Source organism: Micromonospora okii (genome assembly GCF_020884795.1).
Taxonomy (GTDB): Bacteria; Actinomycetota; Actinomycetes; order Mycobacteriales; family Micromonosporaceae; genus Micromonospora; species Micromonospora okii.
The window spans coordinates 380,573-405,299 of the sequence record NZ_BBZF01000012.1 but is presented as its reverse complement, the minus strand read 5'-3'; the positions used below and the strand labels follow the sequence as shown (position 1 = coordinate 405,299).

21 protein-coding genes are annotated in these 24,727 nt (G+C 75.0%); 8 read left to right on the top strand and 13 right to left on the bottom strand.

The window, feature by feature from the left end; all coding sequences use genetic code 11:
* Nucleotides 1–12: 12 nt before the first annotated feature.
* Nucleotides 13–2,037 (bottom strand): family 10 glycosylhydrolase, encoded by a 2,025-nt coding sequence (locus LPU43_RS01230; protein WP_306416105.1) that lies wholly within the window; start codon nt 2,035–2,037, stop codon nt 13–15.
* A gap of 362 nt (nt 2,038–2,399) precedes the next feature.
* Here LPU43_RS01230 and LPU43_RS01225 point away from each other — a divergent pair, with 362 nt between their 5' ends.
* The 3 genes from LPU43_RS01225 to LPU43_RS01215 are packed head-to-tail and all read left to right on the top strand — an operon-like array spanning nt 2,400 to nt 4,340.
* Entirely contained in the window at nt 2,400–2,762 is a 363-nt protein-coding gene (locus LPU43_RS01225; protein ID WP_229397945.1) for a DUF6069 family protein, read from the top strand.
* Nucleotides 2,763–2,790: 28 nt separating this feature from the next.
* Complete coding sequence (locus tag LPU43_RS01220) at nt 2,791–3,147, top strand: YciI family protein (RefSeq protein ID WP_229397943.1); 357 nt, start codon at nt 2,791–2,793, stop codon at nt 3,145–3,147.
* An 11-nt stretch (nt 3,148–3,158) separates the two neighbouring features.
* Nucleotides 3,159–4,340 carry an RNA polymerase sigma factor gene (locus tag LPU43_RS01215; protein WP_229397941.1) on the top strand — a complete coding sequence of 394 codons (1,182 nt, stop codon included), beginning with the start codon at nt 3,159–3,161 and terminating at the stop codon, nt 4,338–4,340.
* Between the two features lie 64 nt (nt 4,341–4,404).
* On the opposite strand, the gene LPU43_RS01210 is transcribed toward LPU43_RS01215, so the two are convergent.
* Complete coding sequence (locus tag LPU43_RS01210) at nt 4,405–5,445, bottom strand: App1 family protein phosphatidate phosphatase (protein ID WP_229398591.1); 1,041 nt, start codon at nt 5,443–5,445, stop codon at nt 4,405–4,407.
* Nucleotides 5,446–5,567: 122 nt separating this feature from the next.
* Between LPU43_RS01210 and LPU43_RS01205 the strand changes: the two genes are divergently transcribed.
* The 4 genes from LPU43_RS01205 (at nt 5,568) to LPU43_RS01190 (ending at nt 9,973) form a co-directional block, all read left to right on the top strand.
* Nucleotides 5,568–7,187, top strand: coding sequence for a hypothetical protein (locus tag LPU43_RS01205; RefSeq protein WP_229397940.1), 1,620 nt, complete (start codon nt 5,568–5,570; stop codon nt 7,185–7,187).
* Between the two features lie 65 nt (nt 7,188–7,252).
* Nucleotides 7,253–8,047, top strand: coding sequence for a peroxide stress protein YaaA (gene yaaA / locus LPU43_RS01200; protein WP_229397939.1), 795 nt, complete (start codon nt 7,253–7,255; stop codon nt 8,045–8,047).
* Between the two features lie 121 nt (nt 8,048–8,168).
* Nucleotides 8,169–8,855 carry a hypothetical protein gene (locus LPU43_RS01195; RefSeq protein ID WP_229397938.1) on the top strand — a complete coding sequence of 229 codons (687 nt, stop codon included), beginning with the start codon at nt 8,169–8,171 and terminating at the stop codon, nt 8,853–8,855.
* 161 nt (nt 8,856–9,016) lie between these two features.
* Nucleotides 9,017–9,973: a TAXI family TRAP transporter solute-binding subunit gene (locus tag LPU43_RS01190; protein ID WP_255684257.1), complete on the top strand. Its 957-nt coding sequence runs from the start codon at nt 9,017–9,019 to the stop codon at nt 9,971–9,973.
* A gap of 99 nt (nt 9,974–10,072) precedes the next feature.
* On the opposite strand, the gene LPU43_RS01185 is transcribed toward LPU43_RS01190, so the two are convergent.
* The 6 genes from LPU43_RS01185 to LPU43_RS01160 form a co-directional block, all read right to left on the bottom strand.
* Nucleotides 10,073–11,467 (bottom strand): sensor histidine kinase, encoded by a 1,395-nt coding sequence (locus LPU43_RS01185; protein WP_229397937.1) that lies wholly within the window; start codon nt 11,465–11,467, stop codon nt 10,073–10,075.
* A 9-nt stretch (nt 11,468–11,476) separates the two neighbouring features.
* Nucleotides 11,477–12,133, bottom strand: coding sequence for a response regulator transcription factor (locus tag LPU43_RS01180; protein ID WP_229397936.1), 657 nt, complete (start codon nt 12,131–12,133; stop codon nt 11,477–11,479).
* A 141-nt stretch (nt 12,134–12,274) separates the two neighbouring features.
* A complete protein-coding gene (locus tag LPU43_RS01175) occupies nt 12,275–14,032 on the bottom strand; it encodes a CDP-glycerol glycerophosphotransferase family protein (RefSeq protein WP_229397935.1) in 1,758 nt (585 codons plus the stop codon).
* A 181-nt stretch (nt 14,033–14,213) separates the two neighbouring features.
* Nucleotides 14,214–16,403 (bottom strand): DUF6077 domain-containing protein, encoded by a 2,190-nt coding sequence (locus LPU43_RS01170; RefSeq protein ID WP_229397933.1) that lies wholly within the window; start codon nt 16,401–16,403, stop codon nt 14,214–14,216.
* 194 nt (nt 16,404–16,597) lie between these two features.
* The gene (locus LPU43_RS01165) at nt 16,598–17,563 is read right to left on the bottom strand and encodes a Gfo/Idh/MocA family protein (protein WP_229397931.1); all 966 of its coding nucleotides are present in this window, start codon (nt 17,561–17,563) and stop codon (nt 16,598–16,600) included.
* On the bottom strand, nt 17,560–18,660 hold the full coding sequence (locus LPU43_RS01160) for a DegT/DnrJ/EryC1/StrS family aminotransferase (protein WP_229397929.1): 1,101 nt from the start codon (nt 18,658–18,660) through the stop codon (nt 17,560–17,562). The genes LPU43_RS01165 and LPU43_RS01160 overlap by 4 nt, the downstream gene beginning before the upstream one ends.
* Before the next feature lie 208 nt (nt 18,661–18,868).
* Between LPU43_RS01160 and LPU43_RS01155 the strand changes: the two genes are divergently transcribed.
* A complete protein-coding gene (locus tag LPU43_RS01155; RefSeq protein ID WP_229397927.1) occupies nt 18,869–19,927 on the top strand; it encodes a lysylphosphatidylglycerol synthase transmembrane domain-containing protein in 1,059 nt (352 codons plus the stop codon).
* An 11-nt stretch (nt 19,928–19,938) separates the two neighbouring features.
* Here LPU43_RS01155 and LPU43_RS01150 read toward each other — a convergent pair whose 3' ends face one another.
* From LPU43_RS01150 to LPU43_RS01130, 5 genes are all read right to left on the bottom strand, one after another.
* Complete coding sequence (locus LPU43_RS01150; RefSeq protein ID WP_229397925.1) at nt 19,939–21,177, bottom strand: acyl-CoA reductase; 1,239 nt, start codon at nt 21,175–21,177, stop codon at nt 19,939–19,941.
* 76 nt (nt 21,178–21,253) lie between these two features.
* Complete coding sequence (locus LPU43_RS01145; RefSeq protein ID WP_229397923.1) at nt 21,254–22,300, bottom strand: LuxE/PaaK family acyltransferase; 1,047 nt, start codon at nt 22,298–22,300, stop codon at nt 21,254–21,256.
* Entirely contained in the window at nt 22,297–23,718 is a 1,422-nt protein-coding gene (locus LPU43_RS01140; RefSeq protein WP_229397921.1) for an AMP-binding protein, read from the bottom strand. The genes LPU43_RS01145 and LPU43_RS01140 overlap by 4 nt, the downstream gene beginning before the upstream one ends.
* Nucleotides 23,715–24,470, bottom strand: a complete 756-nt coding sequence (locus tag LPU43_RS01135) for an SDR family NAD(P)-dependent oxidoreductase (protein WP_229397919.1) — start codon at nt 24,468–24,470, stop codon at nt 23,715–23,717. Before LPU43_RS01135 ends, LPU43_RS01140 begins: the two co-directional genes overlap by 4 nt.
* Complete coding sequence (locus tag LPU43_RS01130; protein ID WP_229397917.1) at nt 24,463–24,702, bottom strand: acyl carrier protein; 240 nt, start codon at nt 24,700–24,702, stop codon at nt 24,463–24,465. Before LPU43_RS01130 ends, LPU43_RS01135 begins: the two co-directional genes overlap by 8 nt.
* Between the last annotated feature and the right edge of the window lie 25 nt (nt 24,703–24,727).

Here is a 24,727-nt window from a genome sequence, read left to right as displayed (position 1 = left end):
ACCACCGGCGGCTCAGAGGCGGGTGATGCGTACGGCGTCGGCGACGACGTACCCCGTCGTGGCGGTCCAACGGCTGACTCCGACGACCTGGCGCGTCCCGGCGGCGAGATCGTAGGTGCCCAGCACCCGCCACTGCCCGCCGCCGGTGCGCTGGTCGACCGTCGCCGTCACGGTGCCGTTCGCCGTCGCCACCAGGTGCGGTGCGGCGCTGTTGTAGCCGGGGTCGGCCGGGTACCAGACCTCGACCCGATACGAGCCGGCGGTGGGCAGCGTCGCGGTGAACCACGCCGGATCGCTGACCGCCTGCGGCTCGGCGAACCGGTAGTTCGCGCCGTACCGGGCGGCGGAGTACGACGACGTGCCCCAGGTCGCGGCGGCCGTGAAGCCACCGGTCGTGGCGTTGTCCACGACCACGCTGAACACCCCGCCCGTGCCCGTGACCACCCGCGCGTTGCTGGCCGGGCCCTCGGCGTGCAGCCGGTCCAGGGCCGTCACCAGGTAGCGGTAGGTCGAGCCGGTCGCGGCGGTGGCGTCGGTGAACGTTCCGGTGCTGCCCGAGGCGCGAACCGCGCCGAGCAGGTTACGGGCGTCGGCCAGGTCGCAGGGGTCGACCGCGCCGTCGCCGGGCAGCCGGTACACCGCGTACGCGGTCGTGCTGCCGGTCGTGCCGCGCTGCCAGGTCAGGGTCACGCCGCCGGTGCCGCGTACCGCCGAGGTGAGGTTTGGCGCGGCGGGCGCTGCGCCGCCCACCCCGGCCGGCACGAGGGCGGGCCGGCGGTAGTGGTCGGTGGCGACCCGCGAGACCGCGCCGATCCGGTCGGCGCGGACGTCCTTGGCGCTGAAGTGGATGTCGCCGGCGACCCTGGGGTGGGCGCGGTTCAGGGTCAGGTGGTCGGTCAGCTCGGCCGGGTCCTGCCAGGCCGCGTCCTGCCCCGACGCGCCGGCCCGGTAGGTGGCCTGCCCGACGAGCAGTTGCACGTTCGTGCCGGTCACGGTCTCCGACCACCAGCGGACCAGCTCGGCGTAGTCGGCCGAGGGGTGGCCGATCTGCCAGTAGAGCTGCGGGGCGATGTAGTCGATCCAGCCCTGCTTCACCCAGCGGCGGGTGTCGGCGTAGATGGCGTCGTACGACTGGAGGCCGGTGGTGCGCGAGCCGAGCGGGTCGGTGCCGGCGTTGCGCCAGATGCCGAACGGGCTGACGCCGAGCTTCACCCACGGCTTGACCGCGCGGATCTTCGCACTCATCTCCTGGACCAGCAGGTTGACGTTGTTGCGCCGCCAGTCGGCGATGTTACTGAAGCCGGCGCCGTACTGGGCGAAGGTGGCCTGGTCGGGGAAGCCCCCGCCGCTGCCCGGGTACGGGTAGAAGTAGTCGTCCCAGTGCACCGCGTCGATGTCGTAGCGGCGGACGGCGTCCATCATCGCGTCCTGCACGAAGGCGCGGACGGCGGGGATGCCCGGGTTGTAGTAGAGCTTGCCGTCGTAGGCGACGGCCCAGCCCGGGTTCTTGCGGGCCGGGTGGCTCGCCGCGAGCCTGGTGAGGTCGGTGTGGTTGGCGATCCGGTACGGGTTGAACCAGGCGTGGAACTCCAGGTTGCGCGCGTGCGCCTCGGCGACCGCGAAGGCCAGCGGGTCGTAGCCGGGGTTGCCGCCCTGGGTGCCGGTGAGCCACTGCGACCAGGGCTCGTAGGTCGACGGCCAGAACGCGTCGGCGGTGGGGCGCACCTGCACGACGACGGCGTTCATCCGCCGCTGCTGGGCCAGGTCGAGCCAGCCCCGGTACTCCGCCTGCTGGGCGGCGGCGGTGAGCCCGCTGCGGCTGGGCCAGTCGATGTTGGCCACGCTGGCGATCCACATGCCCCGGAACTGCCGTTTCGGGGTGGCCGGATCGGTCACGCAGGCCGCCTGGGCGGCTGCCGGCACAGTGTCCGGCGTGGTGGGCGGGGAGGCGGTGGCGCCCGTGGGGACGGCCGCGCCGAGCGCCAGCGCCACCGTCAGCGCCGCGCCGGATAGGAATCGACCATAGTCTCTGAACACGAAAATATATTCAACGCAGTCGAGCTGTTTCGCAAGTATCTTTCATGACCGTCGCCGACCGGGGGCGCTCCGGCACCCTGCGGTGAGGACCGGGAGCCGATCGCATGCCGCAACCAGCCTCGGAGCGGCTGCCGTCGCGCAGGGACCACGGTCGAGCCCCATGGCGCTCGCGGTTCGTCGGCCCCTCACGCCGGCCTGACAAAGTTGGTGGGAAAAAGTTCGCCGGGCTTGTCGATCGCGGCGGGGCGAGTTCGTAGCCCTGGTGAGAGACCGGCTCAGGGCCGGCTTCCATGGCATCGGAGGCACCGCAATTGACCACCACTCGCACTGCCGTCCCACGCGCCACCACCGGAGCTCGCTCGATGCTCGTCGCTGGTGTTGCCGCCACGGCCGTGGCCAGCGTCGCCACCACGCTCGTCGCCGTCGCAGGCCGCGCGGCCGGAATCAGTCTCGACATCTCGGAGGCTCCCATCCCGGTGGTGGGGTTCGCCTCGCTGACCGCGATCTTCTCGCTGGTCGGCCTGGTGCTCGCCGCAGTACTGCGGCGCTTCGCCCGACGCCCGCGCAGCACGTTCGTCCGCACCACCGTGGCACTCACCGTGCTGTCGCTCGTGCCGGACGTCATCGCGGACGCCACGGCCGATACCAAGGTGCTGCTGATCCTGACGCATCTGGTTGCCGCGGCGATCGTCATCCCCGTTGTCGCGCGACGACTGCCCGCCTGACACCCGCTACCGATCAGGAGCCCACCACATGAAGCAGTACCTGCTCGCCGTCCACCACGCCTACGACGCGCCACCGATGTCGGACGAGGAGATGCAGAAGGCGTTCGCTCAGGTCGACCGGGTCAACACCGAACTGCGTAGCGCCGGCATCTGGGTCTTCGGGGGTGGCCTGTTGCCACCGGACAGTGCCACCGTCGTGCGGGTCGAGGGCGGAAACACCACCATGACCGACGGGCCGTTCGCCGAGACCAAGGAACAGCTCGGCGGGTTCTGGGTGATTCGCTGCGCCGATCTCGACGAGGCGCTCGCCTGGGCCGAGAAGTGCTCGCGGGCGTGCATGGGGCCGGTCGAGGTGCGGCCCTTCGAGGACGAGCCGGAAGGTTGATGCTGGGCGGCATGGATCTGGAAAGCATCTACCGGGCGGAGTACGGCCGCTGTGTGGCCACGCTGGCCCGCCTCCTCGGCGACGTCAGCCTCGCCGAGGAGGCCGTGCAGGACGCGTTCGCGGTGGCCCTACAGAAGTGGGGGGTGCCGCCGCCCAATCCCGGGGCGTGGATCGTGACCACCGCCCGCAACCGGGCCATCGACCGGCTGCGGCGGGAATCCACGCGTGAGGCCCGCCATGCCCAGGCATTGCTGCTGCGCCAACCCGACGAGCCCAGGGAGGTGGGACCGGTGCGCGACGACCAACTACGGCTGATCTTCACCTGCTGTCATCCGGCACTCGCACCGCTGGCGCAGACAGCGCTCACCCTGCGGTTGCTGGGTGGGCTCGAGGTGCCGGAGATCGCACGGGCCTACCTCGTACCCGAAGCAACGATCGCGCAGCGCATCGTGCGCGCCAAGAAGAAGATCCGCGATGCCGCCATTCCCTACCGGGTGCCGGACGCCGCCGAGCTGCCCGCCCGGCTTCCACCGGTGCTGACCGTGTTGTACCTGATCTTCAACGAGGGCTACACCTCGACGGCCGGCGCGCTGGTGCGCACCGGCCTGTGCCAGGAGGCCGTCCGCCTGGCCAGGGAACTCGCCGACCTGATGCCCGACGAGCCCGAGGTTCTCGGGCTGCTCGCGCTGCTGGTCCTCATCGAGGCTCGCCGCCCGGCCCGGGTGGGCCCCGCCGGCGAGCTGGTGACCCTCGCCGAGCAGGACCGGTCGCTCTGGAACCGGGAGCAGATCGCCGAAGGACACGCCCTGGTCCGCCGCTGCCTGCGCCGCAACCGGCCCGGCCCTTACCAGATCCAGGCCGCCATCAACGCCGTGCACACCGACGGGTCCGCCACCGACTGGGCCCAGGTGCTGGCGCTCTACGACCAACTGTTCGCCCACAGCCCGACGCCGGTCGTAGCGCTCAACCGGGCGGTCGCCGTCGCCGAGGTGCACGGCCCGGAGACGGCGCTGGCCAGCCTCGATGGGATCGACCTACCGGGCTACCACCTGCTTCCCGCAACGCGGGCCGACCTGCTGGCCCGGCTCGGCCGGACCGCCGAGGCCCGCGCCACGTATGACGAAGCGATCACCCTGGCTGGCAATGACGCCGAGCGGACGTTCCTCCGAAATCGCCGCTCCGACCTGGATTGACAACCTACTTCGCGCTTCAGCCGCCCACGCGACGCTGACGCAGCGACACCCGGCCGCCAGGGGATCAGACCAGGCCGGCCTCGCGCAGCAGCTTCCACAGCCCCGCGCCGTCCGGCGCGGAGAGCCACTTCTGCCCCGCCGGCCCCGACGACGAGCGGCCCGCCGGGGTGGGCAGGCTGCCGGCCAGCACCGACTGGGTGGGCGAGAGGCGGCGGATCGCCACCCCGGCCACGTTGTCGGGGTGCGCGGCGGCGAACTCACGGTAGATCTCCGGGTCGTGCTGGCCGTCGTCACCGACGAGCAGCCAGCGCACGTCGGGGAACTCCCGGGACAGCCGGGCCAGGGTGGCGCGCTTGTGCTCCCGGCCGCTGCGGAACCACCGGTCGTTCGTCGGCCCCCAGTCGGTGAGCAGCAGCGGCCCCGCCGGGTAGAGGTGCCGGGACAGGAACCGGGTCAGGGTCGGCGCGACGTTCCACGCCCCGGTGGAGAGGTAGAACACCGGGGCGCCGGGGTGGGCGGTGGCGAGCCGCTCGTAGAGCACCGCCATGCCGGGCACGGCGGTGCGGGCGTGCTCGTCGAGGACGAAGGTGTTCCACGCCGCCAGCAGCGGGCGCGGCAGGGCGGTGACCATGACGGTGTCGTCGATGTCCGACAGGATGCCGAACTTGACCTCCGGGTCGAGGACGCGGACCAGCGCCTCCACCGGCTCGGCGTCGGCGACGCTGAGGCGCACCGACGCCCAGCCGGGGGTCAGGTCGGCCTCGACCACGGTGTCGACGAAGCCGCTGCGGTCGGCCTTCGCCTCGTGCTTCACCCCGCCGGTCTCGATGGTGACCGTCACGTGCTTGGCGGGCAGGGTGGCGAAGCTGCGCCAGCCCCGGATCTTCTCCAGCCGCTGCCCGCTGCGGGTGTCGGGGCGGCCGAGCAGCACCCGGCACATCACCCGCGCCCAACCGGGGGCGCCGTAGCCGGCGTACGCGATGATGTTGGGCTGCCACCCGGTGCGCCGCAGCCGGCGTTCCGCCAGCTTGTGCAGGGCGTCTTCGAGCCGCGCGGCGCGGTGCAGGGTCGGTACGGCGAGTTCGGCGGCGGGTGTGGGCGGCACGAATGCCACCCTGCCACACCTCGGCGGAGCCGGCCACGCGAGGCCGGGGCCCCGTCTGGGCCGAACCGCCCCGGCCCGCCCCGTTCGCGTGGCACACTGCGGTCGGGGCGGCGACAGGGGCGTTGGTCGTGTCGAGTGTGCAGCAACGCGGGCGGTGGCTCCGGGCGCCCGACCGGCCGGCGCTGGCCGCGCTCCTGCTCGGGCTGGCCGGGTTCGGCTACCGGCTGGTCCTCACGCTGCTGACCCTGCCCACGTCGAACAGCGACGAGGCCACCTTCGGGCTGGCCGCGCTGCACATCGCCGCCGGCCGGGAGCACCCCGTCTTCCTGTACGGGCAGCGCTACATGGGCACGTTGGAGGCGTACCTCGCGGCGCCGCTTGCCGCCGTCGCCGGGCCGAGCTGGCCGGCGCTGCGGCTGCCGCTGCTGGCGCTCTGGGCGCTGTTCACCTGGCTGATGTACCGGCTGACCCGCCGGATCTGCTCGCCGTGGTGCGCGGTGCTGGTCGTCGGCCTGCTGGCGCTCGGCCCCGAGCGGGTGGTGCGCGACCAGCTCACCGTGGTCGGCGGGCGTCCCGAGGTGAAGGCGGCGGTGGCGCTGCTGCTGGTGATCGCCCTGGGGCTGGCCGACGGGCGGATCCGGGCCCGGCGGCTGGCGGCCGGGGCGGCGGGCCTGCTGGTCGGGGTGGCGATCTGGTCGGACTGGCTGATCGTGCCGTACCTGGCCGCCGCCGGGCTGCTGCTGGCCTGGGTGCTCCGCCGGGAGCTGGCCGGCTGGGCGGGGGCGCTGCTGGTGGCCGGCTTCGCCGTCGGCGCGTCGCCGCTGATCGCGGACAACCTGCGCGCGCCGCCCGGCCAGGACTCGCTGTCGGTGCTGCGGCGGATCAACGCCGCCGCGGGGCCCGCGCCGCCGCCCGCCGACCGGCTGCGCGGCGCCCTGCTGGAGGGGGTGCCGCTGGCCACCGGCCTGTGCCCCATGGACGGGTGCGCCCGCTGGCAGCAGTGGTTCGGGCTGCTCTACCCGGTGCTGCTGGTGGCCGCCGGGGTCCTCGCGCTGGTCGCGTACCGCCGGGCCGCGCGAGCGCCGCGCGCCGACCGGGCCGGGCCCGCCGCGCAGCTCGCCCTGGTCGCGGGCGCGGCCGTGACCCTGGCCGCGTACGCGCGCAGCCCGCTGGCCGCCACCGACCCGCTGGGCAACGCGCGCTACCTGTCGGTGCTCCAGCTCTCCCTGCCGGTGGTGCTGTGGCCGCTGTGGCTGGCGGCGACGAGCGCCCGGCGGCGCGCGGCGGGCGCGGCCGGGCGGCTCGCCGGGGCGTCGGCGGCTGCCGTGCTGGTCGCGCTGACCGCCACCGTGCTGCTGGTCACCGGCGCGTTCGTGGCCGGGGCCGGGTCGCTGCGGGCCGAGGAGGGGCGCGCCCGGGAGCTGGCCGACGCGCTGCGCCGGGCCGGGCTGCGCGAGGTGTACGCGGACTACTGGACCTGCAACCGGCTCGTCTTCCACAGCGCCGAGGAGGTCGTCTGCGGGGTGCTCGACGCGAGCCTGATGCCGGGGCAGAACCGGTACCCGCCGTACTGGCGGCAGGTGGGCCGCGCCGACCGGCCCGGGTACGTGCTGGCGGCGGACGGCCGGGCCGAGCGGCGGCTGCGGGGACTGCTCGGGGCGCGCGCCGACTCCGCCCTGCTGACGGAGGTCGGCGGGTATCGCGTGTACCACCCGGAGACGGCCGTGCGGCCGTGGCGCTGAACCCGGCTGCGTAGGCTGGCCCGACCGGCGCGCGCCGGTGGTCGTCGTCGAGGAGTCCCGCACCGATGCTCATCCTGCTGCCGCCCTCCGAGGGCAAGGCCGACGCCGGCACGGGCCGGCGGCTGGACCTGAACCGGCTCTCGCTGCCCGAGCTGAACCCGGCCCGCGCGGAGGTGCTCGCGGCGCTGGTCGGGCTCAGCGCGGGGCCGGAGGAGCCGGCGCTGGAGGCGTTGGGGCTGACCCCGGGGCTGGCCGGCGAGCTGCGCCGCAACGCCCGGCTGGAGCGGGCGGCCACCGCCCCGGCGGGCCGGGTCTACACCGGGGTGCTCTACGAGGCGCTGGACCTGGCCACGCTGCCGGCGGCGGCCGAGCGGGCGGCCCGCCGGTCGGTGCTGATCAGCTCCGGCCTGTGGGGGGCGGTCCGGCTCACCGACCGCATCCCGCCGTACCGCTGTCCCATCGGGGCGCGGCTGCCCGGGGTGGGGGCGCTGTCGGCGTACTGGCGGCGGGCGCTGGCCCCGGCGATGGAGTCGGCGGCCGCCGGCGGCCCGGTGCTGGACCTGCGCTCGGGCGCGTACGCGGCGACCTGGGCCCCGCGCGGCGAGCTGGCCGGGCGGACGGTGACGGTGCGGGTGCTGCACGAGCGGGAGACGCCGACCGGGCCGGTGCGGTCGGTGGTCAGCCACTTCAACAAGGCGACGAAGGGGCGGCTGGTCCGCGACCTGCTGACCGCCGGGGCCCGCCCGCGCACCGCCGACGGGTTGCTGACCGCCCTGCGTGACCTGGGGTACACCGTGCTGGAGCAGCCGGCGGCCGTCGGCCGGCCCCGGGCGGTGGACGTCGTGGTGACGCGGTTGTGACGGGGCGTGCCGCCGGCCCCGGCTGCCGCAAGTTTTCCTCAAGGCTCGCGGCCACGGGTACCGCCGGGCGGCCCGGGGGGCCACGGTAGGGGGTACCCCCGACGCCGACAAGGAGACTGTGGTGGCCCCCGAACCCACGCTGCTCGACCGGCCTCGCCCCGCTGCGGCCCCGCCGCCACTGGACTGGCGGACCGTCGCCGACGCGTTCGAGGTGGCCTGCCTGGTGCGCTGCGCCTCCGCGCCGGCCGTCCCGGCCCGCGCCGGGCGTCACCCAACCCACGCCCTCGCCCCCGCCGCCGAGTTCAACCGGGAGGACGCGGCGCACCGGATGCGCCACCTTCTCGCCCGACTGGAGATCCCGGTCGCCCACGAGAAGATCACCGGCGGCCTGCGCCGCCGCTACGAGCTGCACCGCCTCCAGGTGTCCCGCGAGCATCGGGCGACGTACGCGACGCTGGTCGACGCCGGCTGGCGGCAGAGCCGTCGGGAGCTGCTCGGCGGGGTCGTCCCGGGGGCGTCCGCGGCCCGCCGTGCGGCGCGTCCCCGGCTGGCCGCCGCGGCCTGGCGGGCGGCGCTGCTGGCCGGCGGCCGGCACGTGCGCCGGCACATCCTCGGCGTCCGGCTCACCGACCGGGAGCTGGCCGCCATGCTGGTGCGCGGTGCCACCCTGCTGGACGTGCCCGCCCTGCTGCGGCCCGGCGCGGGCTGCTTCGTGGTCAGCGTCGCCGACGGCCCGGACCGGGACCGCATCCTGCACAGCGTCGCCCTGGACCCGGCGACCGGAGCGGGCGTCGCCGCAGTCGGCTGATCGCGGCGGTCGGCGCTTCACGCCGGCCGGCCGATCGCGGCGGGGGGCGCGTCACGGCGGACGGCGCGGGCCTCGCGGCGGCCCGCCGGTCGCGGCGGGCCGGCTCGTCGCGGCCGGCTGCGGGCTTGCGCGGGGACGGTGGACCGCGCAGAGTGCACCGGGTGAGCCGTAGCTGGACCGTGCCCGCGCGCGCCCGGCGCGTGGGGGCGCTGCTGATGGTGCTGGTGACGGCGGCGGCCGGGCTCGCCGGCTGCCGGGAGGCGCGCGGCGCGCCGATCCCGATCCGGATCGCCACCGGCAGCCCCACCGCCGTCTACCACGCGTTCGGCCAGTCGCTGGCCACCCTGCTCAACCGGGAGCTGCCCGAGGTGCGGGCGAGCGTGGTGATCACCGCCGCCTCGGCGGAGAACATGCGGCTGGTCGGCGAGGGCCGGGCGGAGCTGGGCTTCACCCAGGCCGACGTGCTGCCCACCGGCCGCCAGGAGCACCCGGGCGTGCTGGCGGTGGCCCGGGTCTACGACGACCTGCTGCACCTGGTCACCACGGCCGGCGGCCCCGTCCGCTCGGTGACCGACCTGCGCGGCCGGCGGGTCTCCGTCGGCGCGCCCGGCTCCGGGACGGAGGTCACCGCCACCCGGCTGCTGGAGGTCGCCCACCTCGGCGGCGACCGCGTGCGCCGGGAGCGGCTCGGCCTGGACGAGTCGGTCGCCGCGCTGCGCGCCGGTCGGATCGACGCGTTCTTCTTCTCCGGGGGCCTGCCGGTGCACGGCGTCGAGGAACTCGCCTCCGCCACCGCCACCCGGATCGTCGACCTGGGCGAGTGGAGCGAGCCGCTGCGCCGCGGCTACCGCGAGGTCTACGTGTCCCGGGACATCCCCCGCTCGGTGTACGGGGTCGACCCGGTCACCACCGTGGCGAACCCGAACTACCTCGTCGTGCGGGCGAACCTGCCGGAGCCGCTGGTCCGCGAGGTGACCCGGCTGCTGATGGAGCGCCGCACCGAGCTGGCGGCGACCCATCCGGCGGCCGGCCGGACGAGCCCCCGCTCGGCCATCGCCACCTCCCCGCTGCCGCTGCATCCCGGCGCGGCCGACTGGTACCGGTCGCACAAGCCCTGACGGTCTCCCGGGCCGGGGATCGGCCGGGCCGGTCGACGGATCAGCCGGCAGGTCGGGGATCAGCCGCTCCGGGGATCGGCCGGGCCGCCGGTCCGGGGGTCAGCCGACGCGCTCGGCGGGCGAGTCCGGGCCGGCGGGGAACCACAGCCCCGCCACCAGGCCGCGCGGCTGCGCCGGGCGCATGGTGAGCCGGCCGTCGGAGGCGTCCACCAGGACCGCGACGATGGTCAGCCCGAGCCCGGCGCCCTCCACGTTCTGCACGTCGGGGGCCCGCCAGAACCGCTCGGTGGCCCGGTCGAGCTGGTCGGGGGGCATGCCGGGGCCGGTGTCCCGCACCTCCAGGCACACCCCGCCGTCGGCGGGCCGGACGGTCACCGTCACCTCGCCGCCCGCCCCACTGAACTTCACCGCGTTGTCGATCAGCGCGTCGAGCGCCTGGTCGACCGCCGTCGGCACCGTCCGGGCGTACGTCGGGACGTCGCTCGTGGTCAGGCGCAGGGCGACCGAACGGTGCCGGGCCAGCGGCTGCCAGGCGGCGACCCGGGACGCGGCCACGGCCGCCGCGTCCACGGCGACCCGCTGGTTCTCCGCGCGCTCGGCGCGGGCCAGGGTGAGCAGCGCGTCGAGCAGCAGGGCCAGCCGGTCGGTCTCCTCCAGCGCCAGCCGGTGCTCGGCCCGCCCCTCCGGGTCGGTCAGGCTCGGCCCCAGCTCCTCCACCCGCAGCCGCAGCGCGGTCAGCGGGTTGCGGAGCTGGTGGCTGGCGTGCGCGACGAAGGCCCGCTGCCGGTCCATCACGTCCGACACGGCGTCGGCCATGTGGTTGAAGCTCGCCGCCAGGCGGCGCAGCTCCGGCGGGCCCAGCCGGTGCTGCACCCGCGCGCCCCGGTCCCCCTCGGCGATCTCGTGGGTCACCGCGTCCAGCTCGGTGACCGGGCGCAACACCCAGCCGGCCAGCCCGAACGCGGTCAGCACGCAGGCCAGCACGGCGACGACGCCGATCGCCACGAGCAGCAGCCACCGGGCGGCGACGGCCCGCCGGACGCCGTCCGCCGGGCTGGCGATCAGCACCGCCCCGAGCACCTCGCCGCCGTCGTTGACCGGCACGGCCACCACGACCGGCCCGGCCGCCCACGGCACCACCGAGTCCGGGGCGCTGAACTGCTGCCCGGACAGCGCGTGGTCCAGCGCCGGGTCGGTGTCCGGCCCGGGTCGCCAGCTCCGCGACGCCACCACCGTGCGCCGGTCCCGGTCCACCAGTGCCGCGCCGATGCCGTACAGCTCGTCGTAGCTGGCCAGCTCCCCGCCGATCGGCCCCGGGACGCCGCCGCGCAGCGCCGGCCCGGCCAGCGAGGCGAACCGGGTGGCGTCGGCGAGCCGGTCCGCGCGCAGCAGGTCGGTCTCCCGGCTGGCCAGGGTCGCCGCGAGCGGGGTCTCCAGCGCGATGAGCACCAGCACCATCAGCAGCAGGTAGCTGACGACCAGCCGACGACGCACGGGCCCCCCTCACGCCCCGCGCAGCCGGTAGCCGACCCCACGGACGGTCTCCACGAGGCGGGCGTCGCCCAGCTTGCCGCGCAGCGACCCGACGTGCACCTCCACGGTGTGCCGGTCGCCCCACGTGGTGCCCCAGACGTCGAGCAGGATCCGGTCGCGGGGCACGGCCGCCCCGAGCTGCCGGGCCAGCGAGAGCAGGATGTCGAACTCCTTGCGGGTGAGGGCGACCTCCCGGCCGTCGACGGCGACAATCCGCGCGGCCACGTCGATGCGGACGGGCCCCGCCTCGATGACGTCCCGCCCCGGCGCGGCGTGGGCGGCCCGGCGCAGCACCGCCTCGATCCGGGCCTGGAGCTCCACCATCGAGAACGGCTTCACCACGTAGTCGTCGGCGCCCAGCCGCAACCCCAGCACGCGGTCGCGCTCCTCGCCGCGCGCGGTGACCGCGATGATGCCGAGCTGGGCGCTGCGCCGCCGCAGGGCACGGCAGAGGTCGGTGCCGTCGCCGTCGGGCAGGGTCAGGTCGAGCAGCACCAGGTCGCAGGGGGCGGCGCGGAGGGCCGCCGCCACGGTGGCGGCGTGCTCCACCTGGTAGCCCCGGCGGGCCAGGGCGGACGACAGGGCGGCGGCCACCCGGCGGTCGTCCTCGACGAGCAGGATGCGCAACCCGCCTCCCCCGTTCCTCGTGCTGGATCGTGGAATGGTCGCAGAAGCGTCGCGCGGGCGGGAGGGCCGCCCGGTCAGACCACGACGAACCGAGGGCCCGGACGACCGAGGTCGTCCGGGCCCCCACAGTGTGGTGACGCCTCAGCCGCAGAGGCGGCCGATCTCCTGTCGGAAGCGCTCCATCGAGTTCGGCTCGTCCGGGCCGAGCAGGTAGACCTTCAGATCCCGGCGCGCCTCGGTCATCGGGTCGTCGCCGGCCCGGGTGACGGCGACGATCTTCTCCAGCTCGCCGCAGTCGGCCGAGAGCAGGTACGCCCCCCGCGAGGTGGGGAAGTTGCGGCGGAACTCGTCCTCGGGCAGCCCGCTCGGGTTCGCCACCACGTAGGGGCGCTGGCTCTGCACGAAGTCGGAGACGACGCTGGAGATGTCGCTGATCAGCATGTCGGTCTGGTTGAAGCAGTCGAACAGGGCCGGGACCCGGCCGGTGACGACCCGGTGGCCGGGGCCGTCCAGCGAGGTGGCCTCGGTGTCGCCGCCGGCGGCGCGGATCAGCTCCACCACCCGCTCGTGGACCGCCTTGGTCTCCTTGGACCGGGTGCCGGTCAGCGGGTGCGGCTTGTAGATCACTCGCACCGACGGGCGGGCGGCGAGCAGCCCCCGGATGATGCGCTCCCCCATCGCCGTCAGCGAGGTGTGGTACGGGTCGTCGTCGAGCCACCCCTCCCAGGTCGGCGCGTAGAGCACCGTGAAGGGCCGGTCGATCGACTCCGAGCCGAAGGTGTGCACGCCGGCGAGCTGCGGCCGGCCGATCTCCACGATGTCGGCGTCCAGCACGCCGACGCCGGCCCGGGCGTAGCGCTCCCGCCCGGCCAGGCCGGCCACCCACACCTCGTCGTACACCTTGCTGTACGGGTTGACGCTGGCCTGCTTGTCGCTGTCGCCGTGGCCGACGAAGACGTGCTTCGTGCCCGGCTCGCGGAGCATGTGGATGTTCGCGCCGACGTTCGCCGCGTAGAGGGCGGCGCGCACGCTGGTCAGGTCCAGGTTCATGAAGTCGACGCCGGCCGGCACGCAGATCACGGGCAGGCGGGTGTCGGCCAGCTCGTGGAACGCCTCCCGGCTGCGCATCAGCACCACGGCCCGCCGCTCGAGGGCCTCGGTCGGGGCCAGCCACATGTTGGCCTGGTAGACGTCCTTCGCCGGACCGGCGAAGTAGAGGGCCACCTCGGGGCGGTAGCTCTCCATCCAGTGCTGCACCGCCGGCAGGAGCGGGCTCTTGCCCATACCCCGGCCGCGCAGCCAGGTCAGCGCGACCACGCCGCCGGCCAACGCCGCGGAGAGCACGGTGGCGGCGCCGCCGGCCAGCATCGGCGTGACGCTGTCCCACGCCGCCGCGAGGACGGCGGCGGGAACGAGCAGCATGTTGACCACGGCGAGCCGCTCCCCGGCGACGCCCGCCGCCCACTCGGGCGGGCGCGGGGCCGCGCGCAGCGGGCCGAGGTCGATGTTGCGCACCAGCGCGGATGCCGGGTTGCGCCGGTCGATCATCCGGTTCAGCGCGCCGGCGAAGACCGCGACGACCCAGACCGCGACGGGCAGCAGCAGCACCGTGACCAGTTCCCCGGCGGTGAGGCGCAGCGCCGCGACGACGAGCAGGATGCTGGCGGCGTCCCGGGCGAGCTGGCGGTAGACGCGGCCGAGGCCGACCTTCTCCAGCAGCGTCATGGTGGGGGCCGACCAGCGGGCGAGGGCGAACTCGCCGGCGATGGCCAGGGTCGCGCCGACCGCGAAGACCCAGACCGCGCCCAGCGCCGCCGAGACGAGGGCGACCAGGTAGAACAGCAACAGCACCGCCCCGCGAGCGGCCACTCCCGCCGGTCCCATCAACTTGCCGAACAACGTTTACTCTCCCCCAACGAGATCGGCGACGGGGCCGGCCCCCGTTGCGGGACCGGCCTCGACGTTCAGGTGGCTAACTGCGGGGGCCATCCGTTCGCGGTGCCCGGCCCCACTCGCCCCCAGACCTTAACGCGAGGCGCATGGGAATCCATATTCGGGTATTGCCGTGTTCATCCCGTTGCTACCCGTTCGTCCCCTGCCGCTTCTTCTCGGACGCGGTCGCCTTCCTGTCGGGTTCCTCCAGCGGCCACTTGCGGAAGCACCGCACCGAGCCGGGGGCGAACCGCCGGGCGTACTGCTCGTAGCCGAGCTTCCGCAGGGCGTCCTTGGCCTCCAGGTTCACCCAGTAGACGCAGATCGTCGTCACGTTCAGCCGCCCGAGCGATGCCTCCAGGTCGGGCAGCGGTGGGATCTCCGTGCCGTCGGCGAACGCGGCCAGGCGCCGCCGGTCCCGGACGAAGTCGGAGTTCTGGTCGTACTCGACCAGGTAGCCCACCCGGGGCATGACGACCCGCAGGTGACTGCTGACGATGGGGGCGGTGCGCATCAGCGTCGACGGGGCGAGCAGCAGGCCGGGCTGCCGGGGAAGTCCCTCGATCCACCGGACGATCTCCAGCCGCTGCTGCGGCAGCTTCCACAGGGGACGCGGCGCGACCTCGACGAAGCTCCGCTTGTCCCACATCGGCACGCCGTACTGCACGAAGGAGAAGACCAGCGCGCCCGCCACGACGGTGCCGGCCAGCCGCGACGACCACTTCAGCCGGGGCAGCCCGACGGTGCAGAGGATGCCGATCAGGCCGGGCAGGGCGAGGATCCAGGGCACCCGCCACAGCACCGCCGACACCCCCGTGGCGTCGGCGAGCGCCTCCAGCACGCCGGGCACGAACAGCACGCTCATGGTCACGGCGGCGCTCGCCGCGAGCAGCCGGGGGGTGCGCCGCCGCACGAGCAGGGGCGCGAACCACAGGGCGAGGCCGCCGATCACGCCGAGCGTGCCGACCAGCAGGGTACGGCGGTAGGTGCCCTCGGCGTCGAAGAACTGGGTCTCGCCTCCGACCGCGGCGACCGACCCGAGCACCAGCCGCGACAGCACCACCGCCCCGACCGGGTAGAGCAGCGCGACCGCGCCCGCGGCCAGCGCCGCCCCCCAGCGGCCCACCAGCAGCATCGCCAGCCCGGCCGCGCCGACCAGGATCGGCAGGATGATCGCGGAGGTCGAGCTCAGGCCCGTCGCCACCACGGAGAGCGCGAAGACCAGGAACAGCTTCCACTTCGCGCGCGACTCGAACCAGTCGGTCAGGTAGACCCACATGAGCGGGACCACCGCCGAGACGAACATGCCCTTGCCCTCGTAGAGCCGGGGCAGGTGGAAGGTGCCGAGCGCGGCGTCCGAGCCGACCACGAAGTAGAGGTAGACGACGGCGACCGTGAAGGCCAGCACCGGCCGGCGGGGCGCCCAGCGGTGCACCAGCCGCCACAGGGCGAGCACCGCGAGCACGGCGAGCGCCGGCAGCAGCACGAACCAGGTGGCGTCGGCGGCGTGCAGGCCCAGGAACCGCCCGAGCGCGCCGGCGAAGACCTCGATCGAGGAGATCGGCGGCTGCGTGCTCATCGGGGCGGCCACGTTCTCGGTGAACAGGAAGTCCCGCAGCGGCACGGTGTCCCGCTCCGCCACCCAGACGGACTTGCCGACGTAGAAGACGTCGTCGGGGGTGTTGCGGGCCATGTAGAGCGAGGAGACCGCGACGCCGGCCGAGATGATGAGCACGTAGAGCGCCTGCCAGGGGGTGGCGACCGGCTCCTCGGCGTCGGCCCGGGCCAGCCAGGTGTGGCGGGCCAGCAGCGCCGCGCCGACGGCGGCGGCGAGGCCGAGGCCGGTCGGCACCCACCACGACACCAGCCCGCCCACCCCGGCGGTGACGGCGGCGCCGATGCCGAGCAGGCCGGTGCCCGTGGCGGCGAGCCACCACCAGCGCGCCCGCTCGGGCTCGCCGCCGGCCTCGGGGGGCGGCGGGGCCACGGCGGCACGGCGTCGCCGTACGGCGCGCAGCACCGCGAGGGCCACCGCGCAGACGGCGAGCACGGCACAGCAGACCAGCCAGACCCCGAAGATCGCCGACGGCCGCGCCTCGATCAGGAACGCGGCGTGGTACAGGGCCGTGAACAGCGCGAAGGCCAGCACGGCGGCGTCGGTGATCCGGCGCGGGAGGGCCCCCACGGCGTACCCGAAGGCCGCCGCGAACCGCCGCCAGCCGGACACCCGCGTGGGCTGCTCGACCGGTTGCTCCTCCTGCGGCCCGTCCGTGGCGGGCTGCTCGTCCGGCTCGCGCCGGTCCTCCGCCGCCAGGGCGTCGTCTACGACCTTCGGCACGGGGTGTTCCTTGTTCCTCGTCGAGTGGAGTGGGAAGGGTGCGCCGCCACGGCGGCACCTGGCCGGCGCGGGTCACCGGCCGCCGGGCGACACCCGGCCGGGCCTGGGTCCCCGGCCGGCGGCGCGGCGCACGGTGCGCAGCCTACCCGACCGGGATCGCCGCCCCGGCCGGGCGACACGGGTGCCGGCGGGCCTCAGCGGGAGTCGTCGGCGAAGAGCCGGCCGACGGCCCGGTGCGCGGGGAGGATGCCCCGCCGCTCGGCGTCGGCGTCGGCGACGCCGGCGAGGATGTCCAGGAAGTGGTCGAGCTGGGCGGCGAGGGGCTCCCGGTTGCTGATCAGCTCCGGCACCTCCATGATGCTCTGCTGCCGGTAGCCCCGGCCGTCCGGCGTCGCGGCGTCCAGGGAGACGTGCCGGTAGATGGTGACGTCCCGGCGGATCAGGTCCGCCTCGATCAGCCGGTCCACCTCGCTGATCACCAGGGTCCGCACCTTGCGCTGGCCGATCCGGCTCGCGGAGACGTTGGCCAGGGCGGTGCCGCCGAAGGTCAGCAGGGCCTCGGCGACGTCCTCCGCCCCGGGCAGGGAGCCCGGGTGGAAGTGGCCCAGCGTGCCGTGGACCGACGTCGGCTCCTGGCCGCCGAACGCGCGGATCGCCAGGTCGACGTCGTGGATCAGCAGGTCCCACGCCACGCCCGTGCGGATCCTCGGCGCGTACGGGGAGTGCCGGGTGACGGTGAGGTGCACCGGGTCGCCGACCAGCGCGAGGGCGGTGAGCACCGCCGGGTTGAACCGCTCCAGCAGGCCGCACAGCAGGGGCACGCCGCGCTTCTCGGCGGCCGCCACCACCTCCTCGGTCTCGGCGAGGCTGCCGCAGACCGGCTTCTCGATCAGCAGCGGCGTGTCGGCCGCGAGCACCCGGCCGGCGAGGTCGTGGTGGAACTCGGTGGGGGCGGCGACGACGACGGCGTCGACGCCGGAGAGGTCGTCCAGCTCGGGCGCCCACTCGGTGCCGTACCGGTCGGCGATCTCCCGGCCGGCGGACTCGCGGGGCTCGACGACCCGGGCCAGCGTGGCCCGGTCGGACTGGGCGATGACCCGGGCGTGCAGGGAACCCATCACGCCCGTGCCGACGAGGGCGAACCGCACCCGCCCGCTCACGCGCCGACCGCCTTGCGCACGGCCTCGACCACCCGGTCCACGTCGCCGTCGGCGAGGTGGTGGTGCACCGGGAGGGAGACGCACCGGCGCACCACGTCGTCGGCGACGGGGGTCGGGTCGACCACCACCCGGGGGTGCTCCCGGTAGCAGTCGTAGTCGTGGACCGTCTTCGGGTAGTAGACGCCGCAGCCGACGCCCTGCTCGGTCAGCCGGGCGACGACCTCGTCCCGGGTGGCCGGCGCGGCCTCGGTGACCAGGACGGTGTACTGGTGCCAGACGTGCGACCGGCCGGGCAGCTCGGCGGGCAGCCGCAGGCCGGGCACGTCGGCGAGGCCGGCCGTGAGGCGGGCCGCGTTGTCCCTGCGCCGCTTGACGTTGTCGCCGTACGTGGCGAGCTGCGGGATGCCCAGCGCCGCCTGGAGGTCGGTGAGCCGGTAGTTGTGGCCGGCGACCTCGTACTGGTAGCGCTGCCGCATGCCCTGGTTGCGCAGCACCCGCAGCCGGTCGGCGAGGTGGGCGTCGTCGGTGGTGATCATGCCGCCCTCACCCGTGGTGAGGTTCTTGGTGGCGTAGAGCGAGAACGCGCCCAGCCCGAAGCTGCCCGCCCCCCGCCCCCCGACGGCCGCGCCCAGCGACTGCGCCGAGTCCTCGACCAGCCCCAGGCCGTGCCGCCGGGCGAGCGGCACGATGGCGTCCATGTCGGCCGGCTGGCCGTACAGGTGCACGGGCATGAGCACGCGGGTACGCGGGCCGACGGCGGCGGCGAGCGCCTCCGGGTCGACGCAGAAGTCGTCGGCGCGGATGTCGGCGAAGCGCGCGGTGGCCCCCGCCTCGAGGATCGCGTTGAGCGTCGCGACGAAGGTGAACGGGCTGGTGACCACCTCGTCGCCGGGCTGGAGGTCGAGCACCTCCAGGGCGGCGACCAGCGCGGTCGTGCCGTTGTTGACCGCCACCGCGTGCTCCACCCCGACCAGGTCGGCGAACTCGCGCTCCAACCGGGCGACCATCGGGCCCTGCGCCAGCCGGCCCGAGCGGATCACCTCCACCGCCAACTGCTCAGCCTCCTCGTCGAGTCTGACGACGGAAATCGGGATCACAGGGTTCTCCTTGCGGGTCGTCGGTGGCAGCCAGCACGGTAACAGCGGCGCGGGGCCGGGGAACGGTTGGCGTGTCGGCCTGGGGCGACCGGCACGCGGGGGCCGCACCGGCAGGAAGCGGCGCGCGGGCTCGGTTAGGGTTGTGCCTTGCTCTGTCACCATCTGACTGCCTACGACCGGCAGAACGCGACGCGGAGGCACGTGACGCATGGTTGAGACCGCCACGCGGCAGGACGTCGCCACCTCCGAGGCGGCGGCCCCGCCCGCCCCCGCCGGCCCCCTGAGGCGGTGGCTGTCGGTGGGCCTGCGCGTCGTGGTCGTCGCCGCCATCGCCGTCGGGATGGTGTGGAGCGTGGTCGACCAGTGGCCCCAGGTCCGCTCCACCTGGCTCGGGCTGGCCTGGCAGTCCGTGGTGCTGTCGGTCCTCGCCGCGCTGGCCGGGATGGTGGCCAACACGATGGCCTGGCGGGCCGCCGTGGACGACCTGGAGCACCGGGTGTCCGTCCCCGCCGCCCTGCGCATCTGCCTGGTGGGCCAGCTCGGCAAGTACATCCCGGGCAGCGTGTGGGCGTACGTGCTGCAGATCGAGCTGAGCCGGCGGGTCGGCCTGCCCCGGGCCCGCGCCTTCCTGGCCACCCTGGTCAGCGTGGGGCTCGGCGTGACCGCCGCGCTCGGTCTGGGCCTGCTGAGCCTGCCCGCGCTGCGCGAGGCGGCCGGCGGCGACGACTCCACGTACGCCGACTCGGTGCGGGTCGCGCTCTGGATCGTGGCGGCGCTGTTCCCGGTGGCGCTGGTCTGCGCGGTGCCGCGGGTGCTCACCGCCCTCGTGCAGCTCGCCCTGAGGGTGCTGCGCCGCCCGCCGCTGGAGCACCGGCTCACCTGGCCGGGCGTGCTGCGGGTGGTCGGCTGGAGCGCCCTGGGCTACACGTTGTTCGGCGTGCACCTGTGGCTGCTGGCCAACGCCCAGGCCACCCCCGGCCTGGAGGGGCTGCTGCGCAGCGTCGGCTCGTTCGCCATCGCGATGACGGTGGGCATGTTCGCCTTCCTCTCCCCCTCCGGGCTGGGCGTGCGGGAGGCGGTGCTGGTCGCCGCGCTGGCCCCGTTCCTGGTCGACAGCGGCGGCGTCGGCGCGGCGATGGGCATCGCGCTGGCGTCCCGGCTGATCTTCACCATCGCCGACGTGCTCGCCGCCGGGCTGGCCGCCCTGTCGGGCGTGCGCCAACTCCGCCGGGACGCGCCGGCCGGGGCCGCCCCCGCCGCCGAGTAGCGGCCGGGGCGTCAGCGGGCGACGACGCTGGTGATCCGGGTGAACTCGCGCATCAGGTCGTAGCCGTCCCAGGTGGCGGCGAAGTTCAGCGCGTCGCCGACCGGGACGATGCGGTCCACCCCCCGGCCGCCGAGCGCGCGGGCGAAGGCGACCAGCTCGTCGGCGGTGAACCCGAAGTGGGTGACGGTCTGGTCCCGGCGGACCACCACCGGCGCGAGGTCGGCGAGGGTGTCGACCCGGGCCTGTGGGAACGTCCCGACGCCGAGCCACCGGCGCGGGATGTCGCCCGGCCCGGCCAGCTCCACCGTCGCCAGGTCGTTGCCGTCGAAGTGGACGGCCGTGGCCGCCCCCTCGACGGCCAGGCCGTAGGTGGCCACCCGCTTCTCCACCGCCATCGCGGCGTCGATCTCGGGCCGCTTGCCGTCGAGCACCGCGCGCAGCCGGGCCAGCAGGTCCGCCCGCGCGGCCTCCGTGGCGGCCGGGTCGCCGACCCAGTACACGGCGCGCGGGGAGGCGCAGGCGGCCTGGTCGAACCAGTACGAGTCGTTGTAGAGGCCGAGGGCGGCGGCGTCGCGGTCCCGCTCGTCGGCGGCCAGCCAGCCGGCCGCGCCGATGACGGTGAACGACGACCGGTCCGGGAAGGTGAGGTCCCGGGCGTGCGGGGCGAGCGGATGCCGGCGGATCTCGGTCACCGACCGGTCGCCGCCCCAGACCACCCGCAGGTCGGCGGCGGCCGACAGCGCGGCGGTCACCGCGTCGTCCCGGCCGTACGTGACCATCCGCTGGGTCTGCCGGACCGCCTCGTGGGCGTCGGTGAGGGTGTCGCCGAGCGCGTCGAGCACCGCGTCGGCGGCCCCGGCGGAGCGCGACGAGATCCGCACGACGTTGGCGTTGCCGGCCAGCGCGGACAGCGCCCACGAGTAGACGAAGATGGTGTCCACGTTGGCGGGCGGCACGTGGAAGACCAGCCCCCGGGGGAAGCGGAGCTGCCCGGGTTCGTCGGCCACCCGGGCGAGGGCCCTGCCGATCTCGCCCCGGCGCAGGAAGAAGCCGAGCGAGGCCAGCTCCGGGTGCCGGCGGGCGACGGCCGGGCGCAGCAGCCGCCGGGCGAACGCCACCAGGAACTCCACGACCCGCTCGTCCCCGACGGTCAGCGGCCCGCCCGCCGGGGCCGCGCCCAGCGCGGCGACCAGGTCGTCGACGGCGATCGCGCCTCCGGCCGGGAACCGCTCGATGACCTTGCCGCTCATGCCCGCACCTCGCTGCGCTCGGCGCCGGCATGAGACACCAACGCACCGTGTCCGTTGATTCGCTCGCTGCGCTCGCTCACGCCGCCTCCGCGAAGGTGTCGCTGCATCCGCGCGCCTCGGCGCGGGGCAGCCGGCCCAGGATCTCGAACCGCTTGCCGGGCCAGGCGCCGTCGTCGACGCCCCGCACGACGCCCCGGTCCTCGGTGAGCAGGAGGTGCCCCGGGTACGAGCGGGGCATCGTGCTGACCACCTGCACCACCCCGGGGGTGCCGGCCGGCACCTCCGCCCAGGTGCGCGGGTCGCGGACGATGACGTCGGCGAAGTCCGGGCAGTAGAGCCCGCCGCCGTCGGGCCCCTCCAGGAAGGTGGTGCCGATCTGCTCGACCATGCCGTAGAAGTTGTGGATGCGCCGCAGGCCGGTGTCGGCGGTGAGGCGGCGGCGGAACTCGGCGTTGTCCACCGCGCGGTCGACCAGCTTCTTCCAGCCGCCGCTGTGGATGAGGATGCCGTTGCTCAGGTCGAACGAGTGCTCGCGGGCCAGCTCGTAGAGGTAGAGCCAGGTCATGAAGGTGAAGCCGAAGATGAGGAACGGCCGGTCGCCGTGCCGGTCGAGGAAGGCGCGCACCGCCTCCGGGTCGGGCCGCTCCTGCTCGTCGAGGACGAAGGTGTGGTCCCGGCCGAAGTTCATCAGGCCGAGCACCCCGGCGCCCCGGGCGGAGAACGACGCGCGGTTCTTGAACAGCGCCCTCGTGTCGACCAGCAGCATCGGCAGCCGCTTGGGCCCGGTCACCGCGCCCAGCGTGGCGGAGAGCATCTTCTGCTGGAGGCCGGCGGCCTCCCGGTCCAGGAAGATCCGGCTCACGTCCCCGGTGGTGCCGGAGGAGGTGAGCACCTTGAAGACCTCGTCGTCGGGGATGCTTTTGAGGACGTGGTGCTTGAACAGCCGCACCGGCAGCCAGGGCAGGTCGGCGAGGCGGTCGTACCGGCGGCCGGGCGGGTGGCCGAGGGCGGCGAGCAGCCGGGCGTACTCGGGGCTGCGGGCGCGGTGGTGCTCGGTCAGCTCGACCAGCTCCGGCAGCAGCCGCGCCTCGCGGGCCGCCTGGTCGAGGGTGAACAGGGTCATCCCAGCGCCTCCAGGGAGCGGTAGTCGATCTTGCCGCTGGGTAGCTGCGGCAACCGCTCGACGGTACGCACGTCGAAGCCGGAACGGTGCAGCCGCAGCCGCTCGGACAGCCGGCCGGCCAGGGCCCGCGCGTCGTCGTCGGTGATCTGCTCGGCGTAGAGCACCACCCGGTCCGGGCCGGAGACGGCCGCGACCGGCCCGTGGTCGCGGGCCAGCTCCTCGATGTCGTGCAGGTTCACCCGGACGCCGAAGACCTTGCCGAACCGCTTGAGCCGCCCACGCAGCCACACGAACCCGTCGCCGTCGAGGTGGCCGAGGTCCCCGGTGCGCAGCACCCCGCCCAGCTCGTCGCCCCGGGCCAGGTCGGCCGCGTTCTCGGCGTACCCCATCATCACGTTCGGGCCACGATAGACCAGCTCGCCGACGACGCCGGGGCGGTCGGTCTCCGCGCCGTCGGGGCCGAGCACGGTGAACGAGCCGCCGTCCAGCGCCGGGCCGACCGAGCCGACCCGCTCGGGCAGCGCGTCGGCCGGCAGGGTGCTCATCCGGGGCGACGCCTCGGTGCAGCCCCACATGACGTGGAACCGACCGCCCAGCGCGGTGATCTTCTCGTGGAAGGCGAGGACCAGCTCGTCGCGCAGCCGGCCGCCGGCCTGGGTGAGGGTGCGCAGCGAGGGGTACTTCGCGGGGCTCCACCGGATGCGGTGCAGCATCTCGTAGTTGTAGGGCACCCCGGCCAGCGACGTCGCGCCGTGCGCCGCCACGGCCTGCCAGAACTCGCGAGCCAGCACCCCGCCGTCGACGACGAGGACGGTCGCGCCGGCGGCCAGGTGGCTGTTGAGCACAGACATGCCGAAGCTGTAGTACAGAGGCAGGCTGGTGGGGGCGACCTCGTCCGGGCCGACCGCCAGCGCCCGCGCCACGGCCGCCGCGTTGGACTCCACGGCCGCGCGGGACAACCGGACGAACCTCGGGTCCCCGGTCGAGCCGGACGTCGCCAGCAGCACGGCGAGGTCGGGGTGGGGCTGGTCGGCGCAGGCGCCCTCGCGGACCCAGACCGGCCCCAGGGTCGGGTCGTCGACCGCGCGGTACCGCTTGGGCAGCTCGCCCGGGGTCGCGCCCGCGCCGCCCTCGGCCAGGCCCACCACCACGGCCGGGCAGAAGCGCCCGACGAAGTCGGCCAGCACCGCCGGGTCCAGCCCCGGGTCGAGCAGGGCCACCGGGCGGCCGGCGCGCCACGCGCCGGCGTACCGCAGCACCGCCGGCACCGACGTGCCGCTGCGCGCGAAGACCACCCCGGGCGGGAACCCGGCGTACGCGGCGGCGTGCCGGTCCACCTCGGCGGCGAGGTCGGGGCCGCCGAGCACGGCCCCGCTGGCGGCGTCGATCAGGCGGGCGGTCGGTGCGACCAGGCTCACGGCAGGAGCCCCCCGTCGACGCCGAGCACCTGCCCCGTCACGTAGCGGGCCGCGTCACCGGCCAGGAAGCGGATCACGTCGGCCACCTCGTCGGGCTCGCCGAGCCGACCGAGCGCCGCCGCCGACGCCTGCCGCTCCAGCACCTCGGCCGGCAGCGCGGCGGTCAGGTCGGTGCGGATCACCCCGGGGGCGACGGCGTTGACCCGGATGCCCCGGGGGCCCAGTTCGCGGGCGGCGGAGCGGGCCAGCGCGGCGACGGCGGCCTTCGACGCCGCGTACACCGACTGGCCGGCCGCGCCGTACGTGCCGACGACCGAGGCGAGCAGCACGACGGAGCCGCCCCGCCGCTCGGTGCCGTCGGCGCCCCGGCGCTTGCGGGCCATCGCCCGGCCGGCCGCCTGGACGGCCGCGACCGCACCGGCGACGTTGACGTCCAGGGTGCGGCGCACGTCGTCGGCGCGCAGCATGCCGAGCAGCCCGCTCTCCATGATCCCGGCGTTGGCGACCAGCACGTCCAGCCCGCCGTGCTCGGCGGTCACCTGCTTCACCGCGGCGCCGACCGCGTCGAAGTCGGCGACGTCCAGGCCCAGCCCGTGCGCGCCGAACTCCTTGGCCACCGCCTCGGCGCGGCCGGCGTCGCGGCCGGTGAGGACGACCGTGGCACCCGCCCCGGCCAGCGCGCGGGCGGTGGCCAGGCCGATGCCGCGGGTCCCGCCGGTGACCAGGGCCACCCGGCCGGTCAGCTCACTCATCGACGCCCAGGCCCCGCAGCATGTCGAGGGCGACCTTGAAGCTGCTCATGTCGATGACCTGCTCGGTGTCGAGCTGGACGTCGAACTCGTCCTCGATCGCGGCGACGAGGGTCATGTGGCCGAGGGAGTCCCACTGCTCGATCCCGCGGTAGTTCAGGTTCTCCACGTCGGTGCCCTCGGGCAGCTCCAGGGCGTCGACGAAGACGCCGCGCAGGCGGTCGGTCAGGCTCATGATCGTGTCTTCTCCGTAGCTCGCT

Bases quoted from the DNA above. Each gene is read 5' to 3' on its own strand.
- LPU43_RS01145 (WP_229397923.1), bottom strand. From the start codon at position 22,300: ATGACCCTGTTCACCCTCGACCAGGCGGCCCGCGAGGCGCGGCTGCTG.
- LPU43_RS01220 (WP_229397943.1), top strand. From the start codon at position 2,791: ATGAAGCAGTACCTGCTCGCCGTCCACCACGCCTACGACGCGCCACCG.
- yaaA (WP_229397939.1), top strand. From the start codon at position 7,253: ATGCTCATCCTGCTGCCGCCCTCCGAGGGCAAGGCCGACGCCGGCACG.
- LPU43_RS01215 (WP_229397941.1), top strand. From the start codon at position 3,159: ATGGATCTGGAAAGCATCTACCGGGCGGAGTACGGCCGCTGTGTGGCC.
- LPU43_RS01130 (WP_229397917.1), bottom strand. From the start codon at position 24,702: ATGAGCCTGACCGACCGCCTGCGCGGCGTCTTCGTCGACGCCCTGGAG.
- LPU43_RS01225 (WP_229397945.1), top strand. From the start codon at position 2,400: ATGCTCGTCGCTGGTGTTGCCGCCACGGCCGTGGCCAGCGTCGCCACC.
- LPU43_RS01150 (WP_229397925.1), bottom strand. From the start codon at position 21,177: ATGAGCGGCAAGGTCATCGAGCGGTTCCCGGCCGGAGGCGCGATCGCC.
- LPU43_RS01135 (WP_229397919.1), bottom strand. From the start codon at position 24,470: ATGAGTGAGCTGACCGGCCGGGTGGCCCTGGTCACCGGCGGGACCCGC.
- LPU43_RS01155 (WP_229397927.1), top strand. From the start codon at position 18,869: ATGGTTGAGACCGCCACGCGGCAGGACGTCGCCACCTCCGAGGCGGCG.